At 64.1% G+C, this 14,081-nt stretch carries 13 protein-coding genes; 10 read left to right on the top strand and 3 right to left on the bottom strand.

The window, feature by feature from the left end:
• Window positions 1–48: 48 nt before the first annotated feature.
• Window positions 49–837, bottom strand: a complete 789-nt coding sequence (locus NKH41_RS13235) for an SDR family NAD(P)-dependent oxidoreductase (protein ID WP_023674677.1) — start codon at window positions 835–837, stop codon at window positions 49–51.
• Window positions 838–947: 110 nt separating this feature from the next.
• Here NKH41_RS13235 and NKH41_RS13230 point away from each other — a divergent pair, with 110 nt between their 5' ends.
• Complete coding sequence (locus NKH41_RS13230) at window positions 948–1,511, top strand: TetR/AcrR family transcriptional regulator (RefSeq protein WP_352541455.1); 564 nt, start codon at window positions 948–950, stop codon at window positions 1,509–1,511.
• Window positions 1,512–1,936: 425 nt separating this feature from the next.
• Here the strand turns inward: NKH41_RS13230 and NKH41_RS13225 are convergent, their stop codons facing one another.
• Window positions 1,937–5,314: a hypothetical protein gene (locus tag NKH41_RS13225; protein WP_352932867.1), complete on the bottom strand. Its 3,378-nt coding sequence runs from the start codon at window positions 5,312–5,314 to the stop codon at window positions 1,937–1,939.
• Window positions 5,315–5,410: 96 nt separating this feature from the next.
• Between NKH41_RS13225 and NKH41_RS13220 the strand changes: the two genes are divergently transcribed.
• Both NKH41_RS13220 and NKH41_RS13215 read left to right on the top strand, forming a co-directional pair.
• A complete protein-coding gene (locus NKH41_RS13220) occupies window positions 5,411–5,878 on the top strand; it encodes a peroxiredoxin (RefSeq protein ID WP_352932864.1) in 468 nt (155 codons plus the stop codon).
• Between the two features lie 138 nt (window positions 5,879–6,016).
• Complete coding sequence (locus NKH41_RS13215) at window positions 6,017–7,297, top strand: M23 family metallopeptidase (protein WP_352932861.1); 1,281 nt, start codon at window positions 6,017–6,019, stop codon at window positions 7,295–7,297.
• A gap of 75 nt (window positions 7,298–7,372) precedes the next feature.
• Here NKH41_RS13215 and NKH41_RS13210 read toward each other — a convergent pair whose 3' ends face one another.
• Window positions 7,373–8,164, bottom strand: a complete 792-nt coding sequence (locus NKH41_RS13210) for an alpha/beta fold hydrolase (protein ID WP_352932858.1) — start codon at window positions 8,162–8,164, stop codon at window positions 7,373–7,375.
• A 33-nt stretch (window positions 8,165–8,197) separates the two neighbouring features.
• Here NKH41_RS13210 and NKH41_RS13205 point away from each other — a divergent pair, with 33 nt between their 5' ends.
• The 7 genes from NKH41_RS13205 to NKH41_RS13175 all read left to right on the top strand — a co-directional run bounded on the left by NKH41_RS13205 (window position 8,198) and on the right by NKH41_RS13175 (window position 14,074).
• Entirely contained in the window at window positions 8,198–8,446 is a 249-nt protein-coding gene (locus tag NKH41_RS13205; protein WP_352542602.1) for a hypothetical protein, read from the top strand.
• Window positions 8,447–8,488: 42 nt separating this feature from the next.
• Entirely contained in the window at window positions 8,489–9,655 is a 1,167-nt protein-coding gene (locus NKH41_RS13200; RefSeq protein WP_352833266.1) for an ROK family transcriptional regulator, read from the top strand.
• Window positions 9,652–10,416: an ATP-binding cassette domain-containing protein gene (locus NKH41_RS13195; protein WP_292663106.1), complete on the top strand. Its 765-nt coding sequence runs from the start codon at window positions 9,652–9,654 to the stop codon at window positions 10,414–10,416. The genes NKH41_RS13200 and NKH41_RS13195 overlap by 4 nt, the downstream gene beginning before the upstream one ends.
• A gap of 39 nt (window positions 10,417–10,455) precedes the next feature.
• Window positions 10,456–11,496 carry a sugar ABC transporter substrate-binding protein gene (locus tag NKH41_RS13190; RefSeq protein ID WP_352932855.1) on the top strand — a complete coding sequence of 347 codons (1,041 nt, stop codon included), beginning with the start codon at window positions 10,456–10,458 and terminating at the stop codon, window positions 11,494–11,496.
• Between the two features lie 162 nt (window positions 11,497–11,658).
• A complete protein-coding gene (locus NKH41_RS13185) occupies window positions 11,659–12,654 on the top strand; it encodes an ABC transporter permease (protein ID WP_352471952.1) in 996 nt (331 codons plus the stop codon).
• Entirely contained in the window at window positions 12,651–13,421 is a 771-nt protein-coding gene (locus NKH41_RS13180; RefSeq protein WP_352932852.1) for an SDR family oxidoreductase, read from the top strand. The genes NKH41_RS13185 and NKH41_RS13180 overlap by 4 nt, the downstream gene beginning before the upstream one ends.
• Window positions 13,418–14,074, top strand: a complete 657-nt coding sequence (locus tag NKH41_RS13175) for a GNAT family N-acetyltransferase (protein WP_352471954.1) — start codon at window positions 13,418–13,420, stop codon at window positions 14,072–14,074. The genes NKH41_RS13180 and NKH41_RS13175 overlap by 4 nt, the downstream gene beginning before the upstream one ends.
• The last annotated feature ends 7 nt before the right edge of the window (window positions 14,075–14,081 follow it).

Here is a 14,081-nt window from a genome sequence, read left to right as displayed (position 1 = left end):
GTTTGTCCCCGCCGCGACGAGGTCGTTATCAAATGGATTCGTTGGTGCTCAGGCGACCTTGCGGTACCGCTCGGCGGGATGCTCGTTCCGATAGTTCGGAAGCATGGCCTGGCGCGCGGCCTGAAGCGCGTCCCACTGACCGGCATCGGGGAGTGGCGGGATGGTCACCGGTTCGCGGCGGTCGAAGCCGACCAGCGCCGCGTCAACCAGATCGTCCACCTCCATCACGTTGGAGAGCGTGTTGATGTCGGCGCCGACGTGGCCCCAGATCTCGGTTCGCGTCGTGGCGGGCAGCACGGCCTGGACGTAGACGCCCTTCGGCTCAAGCTCGAGGCTGAGCCCCTGCGACAGAAACAGCACGAAGGCTTTGGTTGCGCCGTAGACCGTCATGCCGAACTCCGGCGCCAGCCCGACCACGGAACCGATGTTGACGATCGACCCTTCGCCAGCTTTCGCAAGACGCGGGGCCATGGCGCTGGCAAGCCGCAGAAGTGCGGTCGTGTTGAGCGCAACCAGCCGTGCGACGTCATCGGTACTCTGCTCGATGAAGCTTCCGCCGATGGCTGTTCCGGCATTGTTGACTAGAATCCCGATGCGGGCGTCATCGCGCAGCCTCGTCTCTACCGTTGCAAGCTCGGCAGGCTGCGTAAGATCAGCCTGGATGATATCGATCGCAACGCCAGTTTCCTGACGGAGCCGGGCTCCCAGTGCCTCCATTCGTGCCACGTCACGGGCAACCAGCACGAGGTCGTGTCCGCGGCGGGCGAACCGTTCGGCATAGGAAGCTCCGATGCCCGTGGAGGCGCCGGTGATGAGGACTGATGGAATGGTGGTCATGGCATTGCTCTTTTCTTTGATGGAACCTATATTCATGACGATCATCATGATTGCGGCTAAATATGATGGGCATCATGTAAATGTCAACGGGGCCGACGGAGAATTTTGAAATGAAGGTCAGTCGAGAGCAGATGGCGGAGAACCGTCACCGGATATTGGATGCGGCCAGCCGGCTGTTTCGCGAGAAGGGGTTCGACGCGGTCAGCGTGGCGGAAGTGATGAAGGCCGCCGGGCTCACCCATGGCGGCTTCTATGGCCATTTCAGTTCGAAGGACGACCTGATCGCGCAGACCCTTGCCCACGTCCTCGCCGCGGACTCAGGCGGAGGGGGCGATCTTCGCGCTTATGTAGGTTCCTATCTTTCGCCCCGGCATCGCGACAACTGCGCCGGCGGTTGCCCGACGGCGGGCCTTGCCGCAGCCATCCGCCATCAGACCCCGGCTGCACGCTCGGCCATGACGGAAGGCCTACGATCGCAGATCGACCGTATCGGCAAGGCGCTCCCGGAGTTGGATCCGGCAGACAGACGCCGCACGGCGATTGGAAGCTGGGCAGCGATGGTGGGGGCAGTAATCCTCGCCCGGGCGATCGACGATCCCGCGCTCTCGGATGAAGTGCTTGAGCAGACGCGTGCCTGGGTCGATGCCGGGATCAGCCAAGTGTCTGCCAGCTAGGTGGTCTGCGGCAGGAGTGCTCTTGTCGAGAGCAATGCGGCTATCGGCGTTGGTTGGGTGGCTATCTTGCAGAATATCGCACCGCAGCGTGCAATCAGCGGGATTCGCGGACCAAGAGGGTTTCGAACTTCCCTGTTCAGGCAACCATGCTGTCGCCCAATTTCCGCTAAACTGGCGAATGAAGCCGTTCAACGGCAGAACATCGAATGACCGCTCCTGGCGCAACTACGCCCTCAAGCGCGGTCGCCGGTGACGTCCGCTGTAAGGTGGCACAACTAACTTTAACGGCCGACATTAGGCGCAAAGCGGCCATTTAGGCCCGGGCGGACGTCAGTCGCCTTTGGATCATGGGCGTGAATTCGCGGGGCGGACGAGCGGCCGCTTAAGATCAAAACTCGGTCGCTCGAGGTAATTGGGTTTTGACCTCAGCGATACTCGAAGATCGACCTGAAAATCCCGGGCGCTATCACCGATAGCGGATTGACCTCCAGGTTGGGCTTGTTGGCGTTGCCCTTGAGCCTGTAGGTGACGCCGATCAGGCCGCGGTCGCGGCCGTTGCCGAGCAGCGCGCCGATCAGCGGCAGTTCGCCGAAGATGCGGTTTACGCCGTAGGCCGGCATGAACGTGCCGGTCATGTCCATATTGTTGTTCTGGTCGTAGAGCGTGCCCTGGAAGGTGGTGCCGATGCGCGAGCCGCGCAGCACGCCGTTGCGCAGCTTGAGATAGCCGCTGCCCTTATCGATCTCGCTGAAACCGCGCTCGAACTTCACCCTCGACGTGTCGAGATTGCCTTTGACCGCCTCGTTGAGGCTGCGGTTGTCGCCGGCCGGCGTCGTCGACACGATCGAGGCGAGCTTCGGCTCGTTGACGACAAAGAAGTCCTTGGCGTCGACCTGGCCTTTCATCGGACCGTCGCCGGCCCCGGTGAGCGCCAGCGTGATGGAGCCGCCTTCCATATGCTCGTAGATGTTGAGGAAGCGCAGTATGGCGCCGGCGTCGGCCGACTTCATGTTGAGCGTGCGCAGGCCGCCGCCGGCCGTGTTGCTGATGGTGATGGCGGCTCCCGAACTTGCCGTGGCGCTCACCTTGAGCCCGTTCACCCGGGAGCCTGCGGCGCTGTAGTCGAGCTTCAGATTCGACAGCACCTCGTCGTGGAAGCCGGTCAGGGAGCTGACGTCGGCGCTGACCGAGATCGCATCGACGCCGGTGGTCTTGGTGGCGGTGTCGACATCGGACGTGAATTGCTTGATCAGCGAGCGTGCGTCCAGCGCGCTGCCGCTGACCTCGACAGCATAGGCCTTGCCCGACCGCTTCACCGAGACGGCGACGTCGTCGCCCCTGTTCAAGGTGACCTTGCTGAACTGGGCCGAGGACAAGGCGCCCTTGACCAGCACCGCGCTGCCGTCGATGGAAAAGGTCTTGCCATCGAGTTCGAAATTGGAGAGCGTCGTGGTGTCGCCGGTCTTCGCCATGGCGAAGACGACCTTGGCGGGAATGCCGGGGCCCTTGCTCCAGCCGGCCCAGGGAATGTCCAGCCTGGCATTGGTCAGGTCGGCCGACACGTTCTGGTTGCCGGTGCCACTCTTGTCGATCGCCACCTTGATGGTTCCGGAAAGCAGCGTCGACAGGCCAGGCATGGCGGTGGCGCGCGTCTTGTCGTCGAGCACCAGCGCCACTTTACGACTGCGCGGCGGGCCGCCATCCCTGAGCGGCTCGATCAGGTCGAGCTCGGCCGGAATGCCGTTGAGCAGCGCCTTCGCCGAGATCACCGCCCGGTCGGGCGCGACCGTGATCGAGCCGTCGGCATGGCTGACCGTCTGGCCCTCGAACGGCTTGCCCAGCGACAGGTCCTGGTAGTCGAGCGCCACCAGCCAATCGAGTTTGGAAGAGTCGACACCGGACTGCAGCGGAATATCGGCCTTGACGTGGCCGGTCACCGTGCCGGACAGGTCGTCCGGCAGCAGGCCGACATGGCGCATGGCGTTGATCGGGTCAAACGATGCCAGCTCGGCGATTGCCGGCGCCTCGCCGGCGACGTCGATGTCGAGCGCGCCGATCACCGGCGGATGGTTCGCCGCCTTGACGGTGAGCGTGCCGTTGCTCGCCGCCACCGTGCGGCCGCTCGGCATATAGACGCTGCCCGACGACAGCGCGACGTCGACGTCATTGCCGTGGAAGCCGACGACGCCGACGGCATCGCGGATCGGCGGAATGCGGCCGGCCGTGTCGAAGCGCGATCCTTCGACCTGGAATCGGCCGAACACTTCATCGGCGGAAAGCGGCACGCCGTTGCCGAGCCGTCCGGGCACGACCTGGAACTGCAGGCTGCCATCGACGACGCGGCCGCCGAACAGGTTCTTAAGCACCCACAGCCTGGCATTGCGCGCCGAAAACCAAGGCCATAATTGCTTGACGTGCGAGACCGGCATGTCGTGGACATTGAGCGCCACCGATATGCCCGGCGCCTGGTTGGCGACGAATGAAACCGAAGCCGTGCCCAGCACTTCGCTGCCCGGTCCGGACCGGACGCCGATCTGCTCGGCGACCAGCTTTTGGCTCGTCGGCTGGTAGACGCCGGCAATACGGGCAATGAAGCTGAGCGCCGGCTCCGGCGAATCCGAAGGCGCCAGGGTCGAACCGTCGCTGGTCAGGTCGTAACGATAGGATGGCTCCTCGCCCGCTGCGCCGGTAGCGGGCTTCGGGCCGATCGAACCGGCGAAATCGAAGGTCGAGCGGCCGGTTTTCACCAGCAAGCTTTCGACCTGGATCTTGTTCGACCCGGCGACGAGCGTCGCATCGAGATCGATGTCGGCCGGAAGCAGGCCGCGCGAACCGAGATCGAGCACCGACCCGGTCAGTGACAGGGCGGCGGTCAGCCGCGAACTGTTGTCGCCGGTCCCTTCCGACCCCGCCAGCTTCAAGGCGATCGCGCCCAATTTGCCGCCTGCTGCCGCAGCTTCGGCATCCGCCGCCTGGATGCTGGCGTCCAGCGTGGTGATGCGTCGCGTCGCCGGATCGCGGGTGGCGGAAGCGGCGATGGTAAGCGCCCTGCCGTCGACATCCGCATCGGATGAAAACTCCATGCTTCCCGGTCCCGTCTGCGACACGGAGGCGTCGGCGATGGTGACCGACTTGACCGATCCGGTCTCGGGCAGTTCCAGCTCGACGTTGCGCAGATCGATCTGGCGCATCGAATCCTCGCGCACCGCATCGAGCGCGCGGTTGACGTTGGCGAAGACGGCGGCGGAAAGTTTTTCCGGATCGATGAGGCCGTCCTGGTTGCGCAGCCCGGCCGTCCAGTCGCCGCCGGACGGCATTGCCGCCATGACGATGTGCGCGTCGGAAATCCGGGCGCTGGTCAGCCGTACCTCGCCCGAAAGCAACGGGATCAGCCGGATGCCGAAGCGGACCCGGCCGGCATCGGCCATTGGTTTTCCGTCGGCGGTCTTGAGGCTGACGTCGCTGACCTGCAGCGCAATGAAGCTCGACCCGTCAAGCGTCAGCCGGGCCGGCCCGACGGCAACGTCGACATCGAAGCCGGCCAATCTCTCGATTGCCGTTTCGGCTTCCGCGCGAAGCCGCTCCGAGCCGAAGCCGGACACGCCGATCGCGTAGACGCCGGCGCCAGCCAGCAGCACAAGGGCGACAAGGCCGGCAAACAGCCGCGCCACCAAACGGACGCCGCGACCGATCGACGCCTGGCCGAGCGGCGGGACGCGGCACGCGGACGGAAAGGTTCCCAGGTCGGTGATCTCGTCACGCCTGAACCTGATCTTCTCGTGCTGCGGTAGCTCCTGATCCACGCAATCTTCCGTTGAAACGAATTCGATCGTGGACGAATCCCCGCTCGACATTATATCGATGCAGCCTGGCGCGTAACTTCAAACAAGGGCATCGGTATGGCTGACCTCGACGTGGGCGATGTTGCGCCGCAGTTCGATCTTCCGCGCGACGGCGGCGGTTCACTCAGCCTCGCCGCATTGCTGGGAAAACCCATCGTACTCTATTTCTACCCACAGGACGACACCACAAGCTGCACCAACGAGGCGATCGGCTTTTCGCAGTTGAAGCCGGAGTTCGAGAAGGCCGGCGCCGTCGTCATCGGGCTCTCGCCGGACAGCGTCAAGAAACACGACAAATTCAAGGCGAAATACGATCTGAGCGTCGACCTTGTCGCCGACGAAGAGCGCAAAGTGATCGAAGCTTACCGTTTGTGGGTGGAAAAGAAGCTCTACGGTCGCACCTATATGGGCGTCGAGCGGGCGACGTTCCTGATTGGCCGGGACGGACGCATCGCCAGGATCTGGCGCAACGTCCGCGTCAAGGGGCACGCCGAAGAAGTGCTGGAGGCGGCCCGCGCCCTTTGAGAGCTGCGCCAGGCCGCTGCAATTCGATACCCGTTTTGCGCGAAGACCTTTGCCTGTCCTTCGATCCGGCAAAACTTTGTTAACCCTAATAATGTGTAATCAGGCTCGTCGTTGGTGTCGTAACGAAAGCTTGGTCCCGTGAACGTAGCCAGTCATTCAGCGGTCTTCGGCAGACGCAGAGAGCCCCACACGGTCATCATCGCCCGGGGCGACCAGATAAGGCATTTCACCATACGCCCGTGGCTTGCGGCATTTTGCGGCTCGGCGCTGGCGGCGATCGTCATCGGCTACCTGCTGGCGACCTCCTATCTGGTGCTGCGCGACGATCTGATCGGCGCCACGACGGCGCGGCAGGCGCGCATGCAGCAGGCCTACGAAGACCGTATCTCGGCACTGCGCAGCCAGGTCGACCGCATCACCAGCCGCCAGCTACTCGATCAGCAGCTGATGGAAACCAAGGTCAGCGAGCTGCTGGAACGGCAGAGCCAGCTCAGCCTGCGTCACGGCCGTCTCGGCCCGATCCTCGAACGAGCCGAAAACGAGGTCGCAACGCCGCCCGTGCCGGCGGCAAAGCCGGACGAACATGCCGACGCGACCGGCAGCATCCAGCCGACGGCCTATTCCGTCGCCAGCCTTGCCGCCCCCCTTGCCAGCAACGACACCAGGCCGTTCTCGCTGTGGTCGACCCGCGCCGATCCGCTGCCGAGCGAAAGCGCGGCCGACCGGGCAGACAAGCTCTTCGTTTCGATCAACAACTCGCTGAAGGCCATCGAGAGCCAGCAGCTCACCCGCATCGCCACACTTGCCGACAATGCCTACAAGAGCGCCGACGCGATCTCGCAGGCGCTCGAGGCCGCCGGCCTGCCGGTCGACAGCGAATTCGAAAAGAGCGACGTCGGCGGCCCGCTGATACCACTCGACAGCTCGTTGGTCTTCGATAGCAAAGTCAAAGAGTTGGACGAAGCGCTTGACGCGCTGGATCATCTTAAAAAGGAAGCGCGCCGGCTGCCGCTCGCCAACCCCGCCCCCGGCCGCAGCGTTACCAGCCCATTCGGCGTGCGCACCGACCCCATCCTCGGCACGGCCGCCTTGCATTCCGGCATGGATTTCAGGGCGCCGATCGGTATGCCGGCCAAGGTCACGGCAGCCGGCGTTGTCGTCAAGGCCGGCTGGAACGGCGGCTACGGCCGCATGATCGAGGTCGACCACGGCAACGGTTTTGTTACGCGTTACGGGCATCTCAGCGAAATCGACGTCGCCGTCGGCCAGAAGCTCGATGCCGGAGACATCATCGGCAAGACCGGCAACAGTGGCCGCTCGACCGGCCCGCATCTGCATTACGAGGTCCGCCACAATGGCGAGGCAATCGACCCGCTGCGCTTCCTGACCGTCGGCAAGAAGGTCGAGCGGTATCTGTAGAGCCGGCGATTCATTCGGCGTGAAGCCTGGCGCGCGGCCAACCGCCCGCCAGGCAATATCAAAGATAGATCGCTTTCAGCCCTCAGCAGCAGCCATGAACGCGCCGAGCCGCCGGTTGAACGGCTCACCGGTCTGCTGAACGCTGTGCCCCGCGCCGGCGATCACGGCACGATCGGCACCAAGCACGTTTTCGAGCACGTCGCAGACGGCGTCGAATGCTGCGCTGTGCCCGCCGGATACCACCAGTTTCGGGCACGGCGCATCGGCAAGTTGCCGAAGCGGAATTTCGGCCTCCCATGGCCCGCGTTCGACGACGAGCATGGCCGCGCCTTGCGCGAGCGGGGGCGGCAGCGGGTCTGGCAATTGTGTCGCCGAGCCGACCAGATGGAGGAATTGGCGCAAGAAAAGCGTGGGATCGTCGCGAGGTCCGCTTTGCCAGTGGGCCTTCAGGCGCGTCACGAGTTCATTGACGGCAACATCCCCGCGCGCAAGGTCAAAGGCCGGCGGCTCGATCACCGTGAGCGAACGGATTGCTCGCGGGCGCATCGCTGCTGCAAGAAGAGAGATGACGCCGCCATAGGAATGCCCGACCAGATGGACGCGGCTTTCGTCCCAGAGGTCATGCGTCCGATCGAGGAATCCGGCAACCAGTCTGGCGTCGACGACGAAATCCTCGCGTTCGGCAGGGGAACTTGATCCGTATCCGGGCCGGTCGACCACAACCAGCTTCCAGCGCTCCGCAAGCGGTAGCTGGGCGGACCATGTCATCATGCCGTTCGTGACGCTGCCGTGGACGAACAGAACCGGCGGCCCGTCGCCCCGCACCTCATAGCCGAGATCAATCCCGTCGAGGGTCAGCTTCGGCATCGCATCTCCTCCCGCAGACCGGCGAGAGGAAGTATGCTCCCCGCAACGGAAAGGCGCAACGAACTCCGATCCCTGGCCGGCTCACAGCCGGGTTCCGAAATGGGCTTCAGGGCGCTGATCGGAATGCCGGTCAAAGGTCATGCCTGGCGTCCCGTCCAGCCGGTGGCGCTTCATACTGGAAAATTGCCAGAGTTGGCCCATCCGCCGGCGGGCGCGAATCCGCCGGCGTTAGAAGGCCTTGGCCACAGGCGAATTATTTTTGAATTCCATTTGACTGAATAAATATTCGGTGCGAACCTCTGCTCTCTCGAGAGGGCGCCAGACATGGCATTGCGCGGGACCAATCAGGAGTTCGGGCGGCCGTATAACCGGCGCATCGTGCTCGAATCCATCCGCCTTCACGGACCGATCGCCCGCGGCGATATCGCCAGGCGGGTCGGACTCACCGTGCAGACGGTGTCAACCATCGTTCGCGAGCTGGAAGAGCACGGTTACGTGCTGTCGTTGCGCGAAGAGCCCAAGGGGCGCGGCCTGCCACCGGCAACGCTGCGCATCAATCCGGAAGGCGGCTATGCCGTCGGCATCCACGTCACCCCGCTGGGCATCAATGCCGCCCTGATCAACCTAAGCGGCGATGTTATCGAGAGCACCTACCGCGAAGCCCCAAATGCAACGCCCGACCACGCTTTCGAGCTGATCGGCGCCATGGTGCTCGAGTTGACGGCATTGCGGCCCGGTGGCCGCGTTCTCGGCATCGGCATGGCGCTGCCCGGACCGTTCGGCGTGGAGTCCATGAGCTTTGTCGGGCCGACCACCATGACCGGCTGGAAGGATGTGGCGCTGCGCGAGCGGCTGGCCGCCTCGACCGGACTGCCGGCCTTTTTCGAAACCGATATGGCGGCGGCTGCCATCGGCGAGCGCCTCTACGGCCTCGGAACGGCATATTCCGAGTATTACTATCTTTATTTCGGCGTCGGTCTCGGCGGCGTCATGGTGCATGACGGGGCGGCATTGCGCGGCGCCTGGGGAAACGCCGGTGAAATCGGCCACATTCCCGCGGTGCCGGGCGGCGAGCCCTGCCCGTGCGGCAATCGCGGCTGCCTCGAACGGTATCTCTCGCTCGAGGCGCTGCGGCGCCGCAACATCGCCGACGCCGAGTGGGTGAGCGAGATTGCGCCGATCTTCCGCAACGCCGTCACCATCATCGAAAACCTGTTCGATCCCGAAACCATCATCCTCGGCGGGCTGGCGTCCACCGAGCTGCTCGAAAGGCTTGCCGGCGCGGCCGTGCACCTGCCCAATTCGGTGTCGGCGCGAAGCGATCGCACGACGCCCCGCGTCAGCGTCGCGCGCGGCGGCCAGCATGCGGTGTTGCGCGGCGCCGCCGCGCTTGCCGTCTCAGGAGTGCTTTCGCCACGCTTCGGCCAGATCTTCACCGCCGAGCGCGAACGCGGACGAGATCTCTTGCATAACAAGGGGATCGCAGCATGAGCGAACCGCTGCTGGTGCTCGACAACGTAGCCAAGAATTACGGCGCCATCGAAGCGCTGAAAGGCATCAGCTTTTCGATCGACAAGGGCGAAGTGGTGGCGCTTCTGGGCGACAACGGCGCCGGCAAATCGACGCTGGTCAAGATCATTGCCGGCGGCCTGGAGCCGACCTCCGGCCGCATGCTGTTCGAAGGCAAGGAATTCCTGGCCAAATCTCCCGCCGAGGCCAAGGCCGCGGGGATCGAGACGGTCTACCAGGACCTGTCGCTTTGCACCAATGTCGACGTGGTCGCCAATTTCTTCATGGGCCGCGAGATCACCAGGAAGGTTCTCGGCATTCCGGTGCTCGACGAGCGCGCCATGGAGCAGGTGGTGCAAAAGGCGCTGGCCAGCGCCGGCACCCGCATTCCCTCGCTTCGCACCAATGTCGAGCATCTTTCCGGCGGCCAGCGGCAGGCCATCGAGCTCAACCGGTTCGTGCATTTTGGCGGCAAGCTGGTGCTTCTCGACGAGCCGTTCGCAGCGCTCGGCGTCGAGCAGACGCGGCGCGGCCTCGACATGATCCGCCAGGTGGCGAGCCAGGGCATCGGCGTCGTCATCATCACCCATATCATGCAACAGGCCTTCCAGGTCGCCGACCGGATCGTGGTGATCCGGCAAGGCGTCGTGGCGGGCGACGTCGCACGCAACAAAACAAGTCCCGACGCGGTGATCAACATGATCACCGGAGAGACGCTCGCCGGTGCCGGACCGGCGAGCTGAGGGACAAATGAGGGGTCCGGCGCAAGAGGAGCGAACGACATGAAGAAAATACTTCTTTCCGTCTTCGGTATCCTGGCACTGGCCTTTGCCACGCTCACGCCGGCATTCGCCCAGTCCAAGGGCACCGTCTACTACATGGTGCCGACATTGCTCGATGAGTTCCAGACCGGCTCGGTGAGCGCGCTGGAACTGTTCCTGAAGCAGGTCGGCTACGAGATGAAGACGTTGAACGCCGACAACAAGACCGACGCTCAGCAATCGCAGATGAACGACGTCATCGCGCTGAAGCCGGCGGCGATCATCCTTGCCGCCGTCGATTTCAATGCGCTGAAACCGTCGATCGAGGCGGCCCGTGCCGCCGGCATCCCGGTCGTCGAGTTCGACCGCCAGATCACCTCGACCCCGTCCGACTTCACCTCGGTGGCCGGAACCGTCGAGATCGGCTACGTCGCCGCCGACCAGGCACAAAAGCTCCTGACCGCGAAGAACGGCTCGGTGAAGGGAAATATCCTGCAGGTGCTCGGCGATCCGGGCGATCCCTACACGCTCGACATCCAGAAGGGTTTCGAGGAGAAAATGAAGGCGTTCCCGGACGTCAAGATCATCTCGCTGCCGGCCATGCAATGGGAGGCCAGCAACGCCGGCACCATCGTTGCCGACCAGATGCTCGCCAACCCCGACATCGACCTGATCTTCAGCCATGCCGCGCATCTTTCGGTCGCTGCCGTCGCCTCGCTCGAGGCCGCCGGCAAGAAGCCGGGCGACGTCATGCTGATGAGCTCGAACGGCGCTCCGGTCGGCCTCGACCTGATCCGCAAGGGCTGGCTCAACGTCGAAGTCGAGCAGCCGCTCTACGCCCAGGCCGCGGCGGTCGCGATGTTCATGGACAAGGTGGTCAACAAGCAGGAGATCAAGCCCGGCGAATATGATGTGCTTGGCCTGAAATCAACCCTGACCAAGGAAGCGTGGGGACCGAACATCAAGATCCCCGGCGCTGCGATCACCAAGGAAAATGTCGATAACCCGGCCTTCTGGGGCAACATGAAGCCGCCGACCGAAACCATAAAGCCGGTCGAATAGCGAACTCGCCAGAAGCTCCGGGCCATGCCGGCCCGGAGCCCAGCCCTGCAGCCCGGGTGCGTTCAAACGGACGCGCGCGGGAATGCTGCAGCAATTTTCAACCACGCCTGATAGTCCGAAAACCGAGTGGTTTTTCGGGGTCGGCGCCAACCGGATCCTGAGATGAACCCCCGCACGCGCCAAACCCTCGAGTTCATCCTCGACAATCTTGTCTGGTTCATGCTGGTCTTCGTGCTGGTGGTCTTTTCCATCCTTATCCCGAACTACTTCCAACTCGGTATCTTCGCCAACATCATCGAGGCGTCGAGCGTGCTCGGCGTAATGTCGATCGGCCTGGCGCTGGTCATCATCGCCGGCCATATGGACCTGTCGGTCGAATCGGTCGCGGCGCTCAGCGCCATGGCGGTCGGCATCCTGTTCTGCTCGTCGGGCATCGGCCTTGGCATCCAGTTGCAGCCGCAATGGCTGATGGTTCCGGTTTCGCTGCTCATCGCGCTTGCCGTCGGCGGCCTCATCGGCGCCTTCAACGGCGTCCTCGTGGTCAAGGTGAAGATGAGCGCCTTCATCATCACGCTGGCGTCATACATCTGGGTGCGCGGCCTGGTGCTGGTTATTTCCGGTGGCCGCTCGGCACAGGATCTGGCGCCGGCAATCCGCTGGTTCGCCATCCAGCGCCTGGGTGGCCTGCCGCTGACTGCCTGGATCGCCATTGCGTGCTTCGTGGTGTTCTCGCTGATCATGGCCAAGACGCCCTTCGGCCGGCACCTGGTCATGATCGGCGGCAACGAGACGGCGACCTTTCGCGCCGGCATCCGCGTCAACCGCAACCTGGTCATAGCCTTCGTTCTCGCCGGCGCCATCGCCGGCCTTGCCGGTTGGCTGCTGGCGATCCGTACCTCCGGCGCGACAGCTAATCTCGGCGTCGGCCTGTTGTTCAATGCCTTCGCCGCGGTCGTCATCGGCGGCGTCAGTCTGAAGGGCGGCGTCGGCACCTTGCCCGGCGTCTATGCCGGCGTGCTGCTGCTCTCGGCCATCAACACGGCGATCAATTTGATGGGCCTGCCGGCCAACTTCACCCAGGTGATCCATGGCCTGCTGGTGCTTGCCGCCGTGCTGCTCGATGCGTTCAAGCAGACGATACGCCAGAGGCTGGCATGACCGGCCGTCTGGAAGACAAAGTCGCGCTGATCGTCGGCAGCGCACGTGGCATCGGCAAGGGCATCGCACAGCGTTTTGCCGAAGAGAGCGCGAAGCTGGTCCTGGCCGACACCGAGGCCGAGGCGGGGCAAGCGACCGCGAACGAACTCGGCGCCGCCTTCATCCGCACCGACATCTCGCAGATGGCCGATGCGCAAGCCGCCGTGGCGCTGGCCCTCGACCGTCACGGCCGGCTCGACATCATGGTGCAGAATGCCGGCATCTATCCCTGGCAGTTGCTGGAAAACACCAGTCCCGACGACTGGGACCGGGTCATGGCGGTGAACTTGCGCGGCAGCTTCATCGCCGCACGCGCGGCGCTGGTGCCGATGAAGGCACAGCATTTTGGCCGCATGCTGTTCACCTCCTCGATCACCGGCCCGCATGTCACCAGCCCCGGCCACGGCCATTATTCAGCGACCAAGGCCGGCATCAATGGGCTGATCCGTTCGGCTGCGCTCGAATTCTCGGGCTACGGCATTACGGTCAACGGCGTCGAGCCCGGCAACATCCTCACCGAAGGCATAGAGCAGCATCGCGGTGCGGCCTTCATCAAGAACATGGAAGACGCCATTCCGCTCGGCCGGCTCGGCAGCCCGCGCGACGTGGCCAACGCCTTCCTGTTTCTGGCCTCGGACGACGCCAGCTACATCACGGGCACGACCATCATCGTCGACGGCGGGCAGCTTTTGCCCGAGGGCAAGGATTTCCGGCTGCTGCCGCCATGATCCTCGATTTCGGCGGCGGTTTCTTCCTGCGCCGGGCGACCACCGCCGATCATGCAGCGCTTGCGATGATCTGTCTCAAGACCGGCGATGCCGGCAAGGATGCCAGCGGCCGCGAGGACGACCCGGACCTGCTCGGCCTCCTCTACACTATTCCCTACCAGGTGCTCGAACCCGATCTGGCCTTTATTATCGATAGCCCCACAGGTGCGGCCGGCTATCTGCTTGGCGCAGCCGATACGGGCGCTTTCAATGCCAGCCTGGCATCAGACTGGTATCCGGACCTGCAGCGGCGCGTGGTAGACCCGGGACCCGACAACTCGCGCTGGCGCGGCAGCGACTGGGCGCGGTACCGGATCCACCACCCCGATTTCGCTGTTCCGCCTGCGCTGGCGGCCTACCCGTCGCATGGCCATATCGACCTGTTGCCGCAAGCGCGCGGGAAAGGCATCGGCAGGCGCGCGATGGCCTTCCTCGAGCAGCGCCTTGCCGCGAGCGGCTCGACCGGCATCCACCTCGAAGTCATGCCGGAGAACGATGGTGCGCTAAGGTTTTATAGGACGATCGGATTTCGGGTGCTGCAGCACCCGGACCTGCCGATGCATTGCGTTTACATCGGAAAACGGCTTGCTCATCGGGCAGAAGCTGCACGCTGAGCCGCGG

This window comes from Mesorhizobium sp. M1169, assembly GCF_040318345.1.
Classification (GTDB): domain Bacteria; phylum Pseudomonadota; class Alphaproteobacteria; order Rhizobiales; family Rhizobiaceae; genus Mesorhizobium.
Note: the sequence above shows the minus strand (reverse complement) of the source record. Positions and strands in the feature narration are given on the sequence as shown.

Bases quoted from the DNA above. Each gene is read 5' to 3' on its own strand.
- NKH41_RS13220 (WP_352932864.1), top strand. From the start codon at position 5,411: ATGGCTGACCTCGACGTGGGCGATGTTGCGCCGCAGTTCGATCTTCCG.
- NKH41_RS13205 (WP_352542602.1), top strand. From the start codon at position 8,198: ATGCTCCCCGCAACGGAAAGGCGCAACGAACTCCGATCCCTGGCCGGC.
- NKH41_RS13190 (WP_352932855.1), top strand. From the start codon at position 10,456: ATGAAGAAAATACTTCTTTCCGTCTTCGGTATCCTGGCACTGGCCTTT.
- NKH41_RS13175 (WP_352471954.1), top strand. From the start codon at position 13,418: ATGATCCTCGATTTCGGCGGCGGTTTCTTCCTGCGCCGGGCGACCACC.
- NKH41_RS13200 (WP_352833266.1), top strand. From the start codon at position 8,489: ATGGCATTGCGCGGGACCAATCAGGAGTTCGGGCGGCCGTATAACCGG.
- NKH41_RS13180 (WP_352932852.1), top strand. From the start codon at position 12,651: ATGACCGGCCGTCTGGAAGACAAAGTCGCGCTGATCGTCGGCAGCGCA.
- NKH41_RS13185 (WP_352471952.1), top strand. From the start codon at position 11,659: ATGAACCCCCGCACGCGCCAAACCCTCGAGTTCATCCTCGACAATCTT.
- NKH41_RS13230 (WP_352541455.1), top strand. From the start codon at position 948: ATGAAGGTCAGTCGAGAGCAGATGGCGGAGAACCGTCACCGGATATTG.
- NKH41_RS13195 (WP_292663106.1), top strand. From the start codon at position 9,652: ATGAGCGAACCGCTGCTGGTGCTCGACAACGTAGCCAAGAATTACGGC.
- NKH41_RS13235 (WP_023674677.1), bottom strand. From the start codon at position 837: ATGACCACCATTCCATCAGTCCTCATCACCGGCGCCTCCACGGGCATC.
- NKH41_RS13210 (WP_352932858.1), bottom strand. From the start codon at position 8,164: ATGCCGAAGCTGACCCTCGACGGGATTGATCTCGGCTATGAGGTGCGG.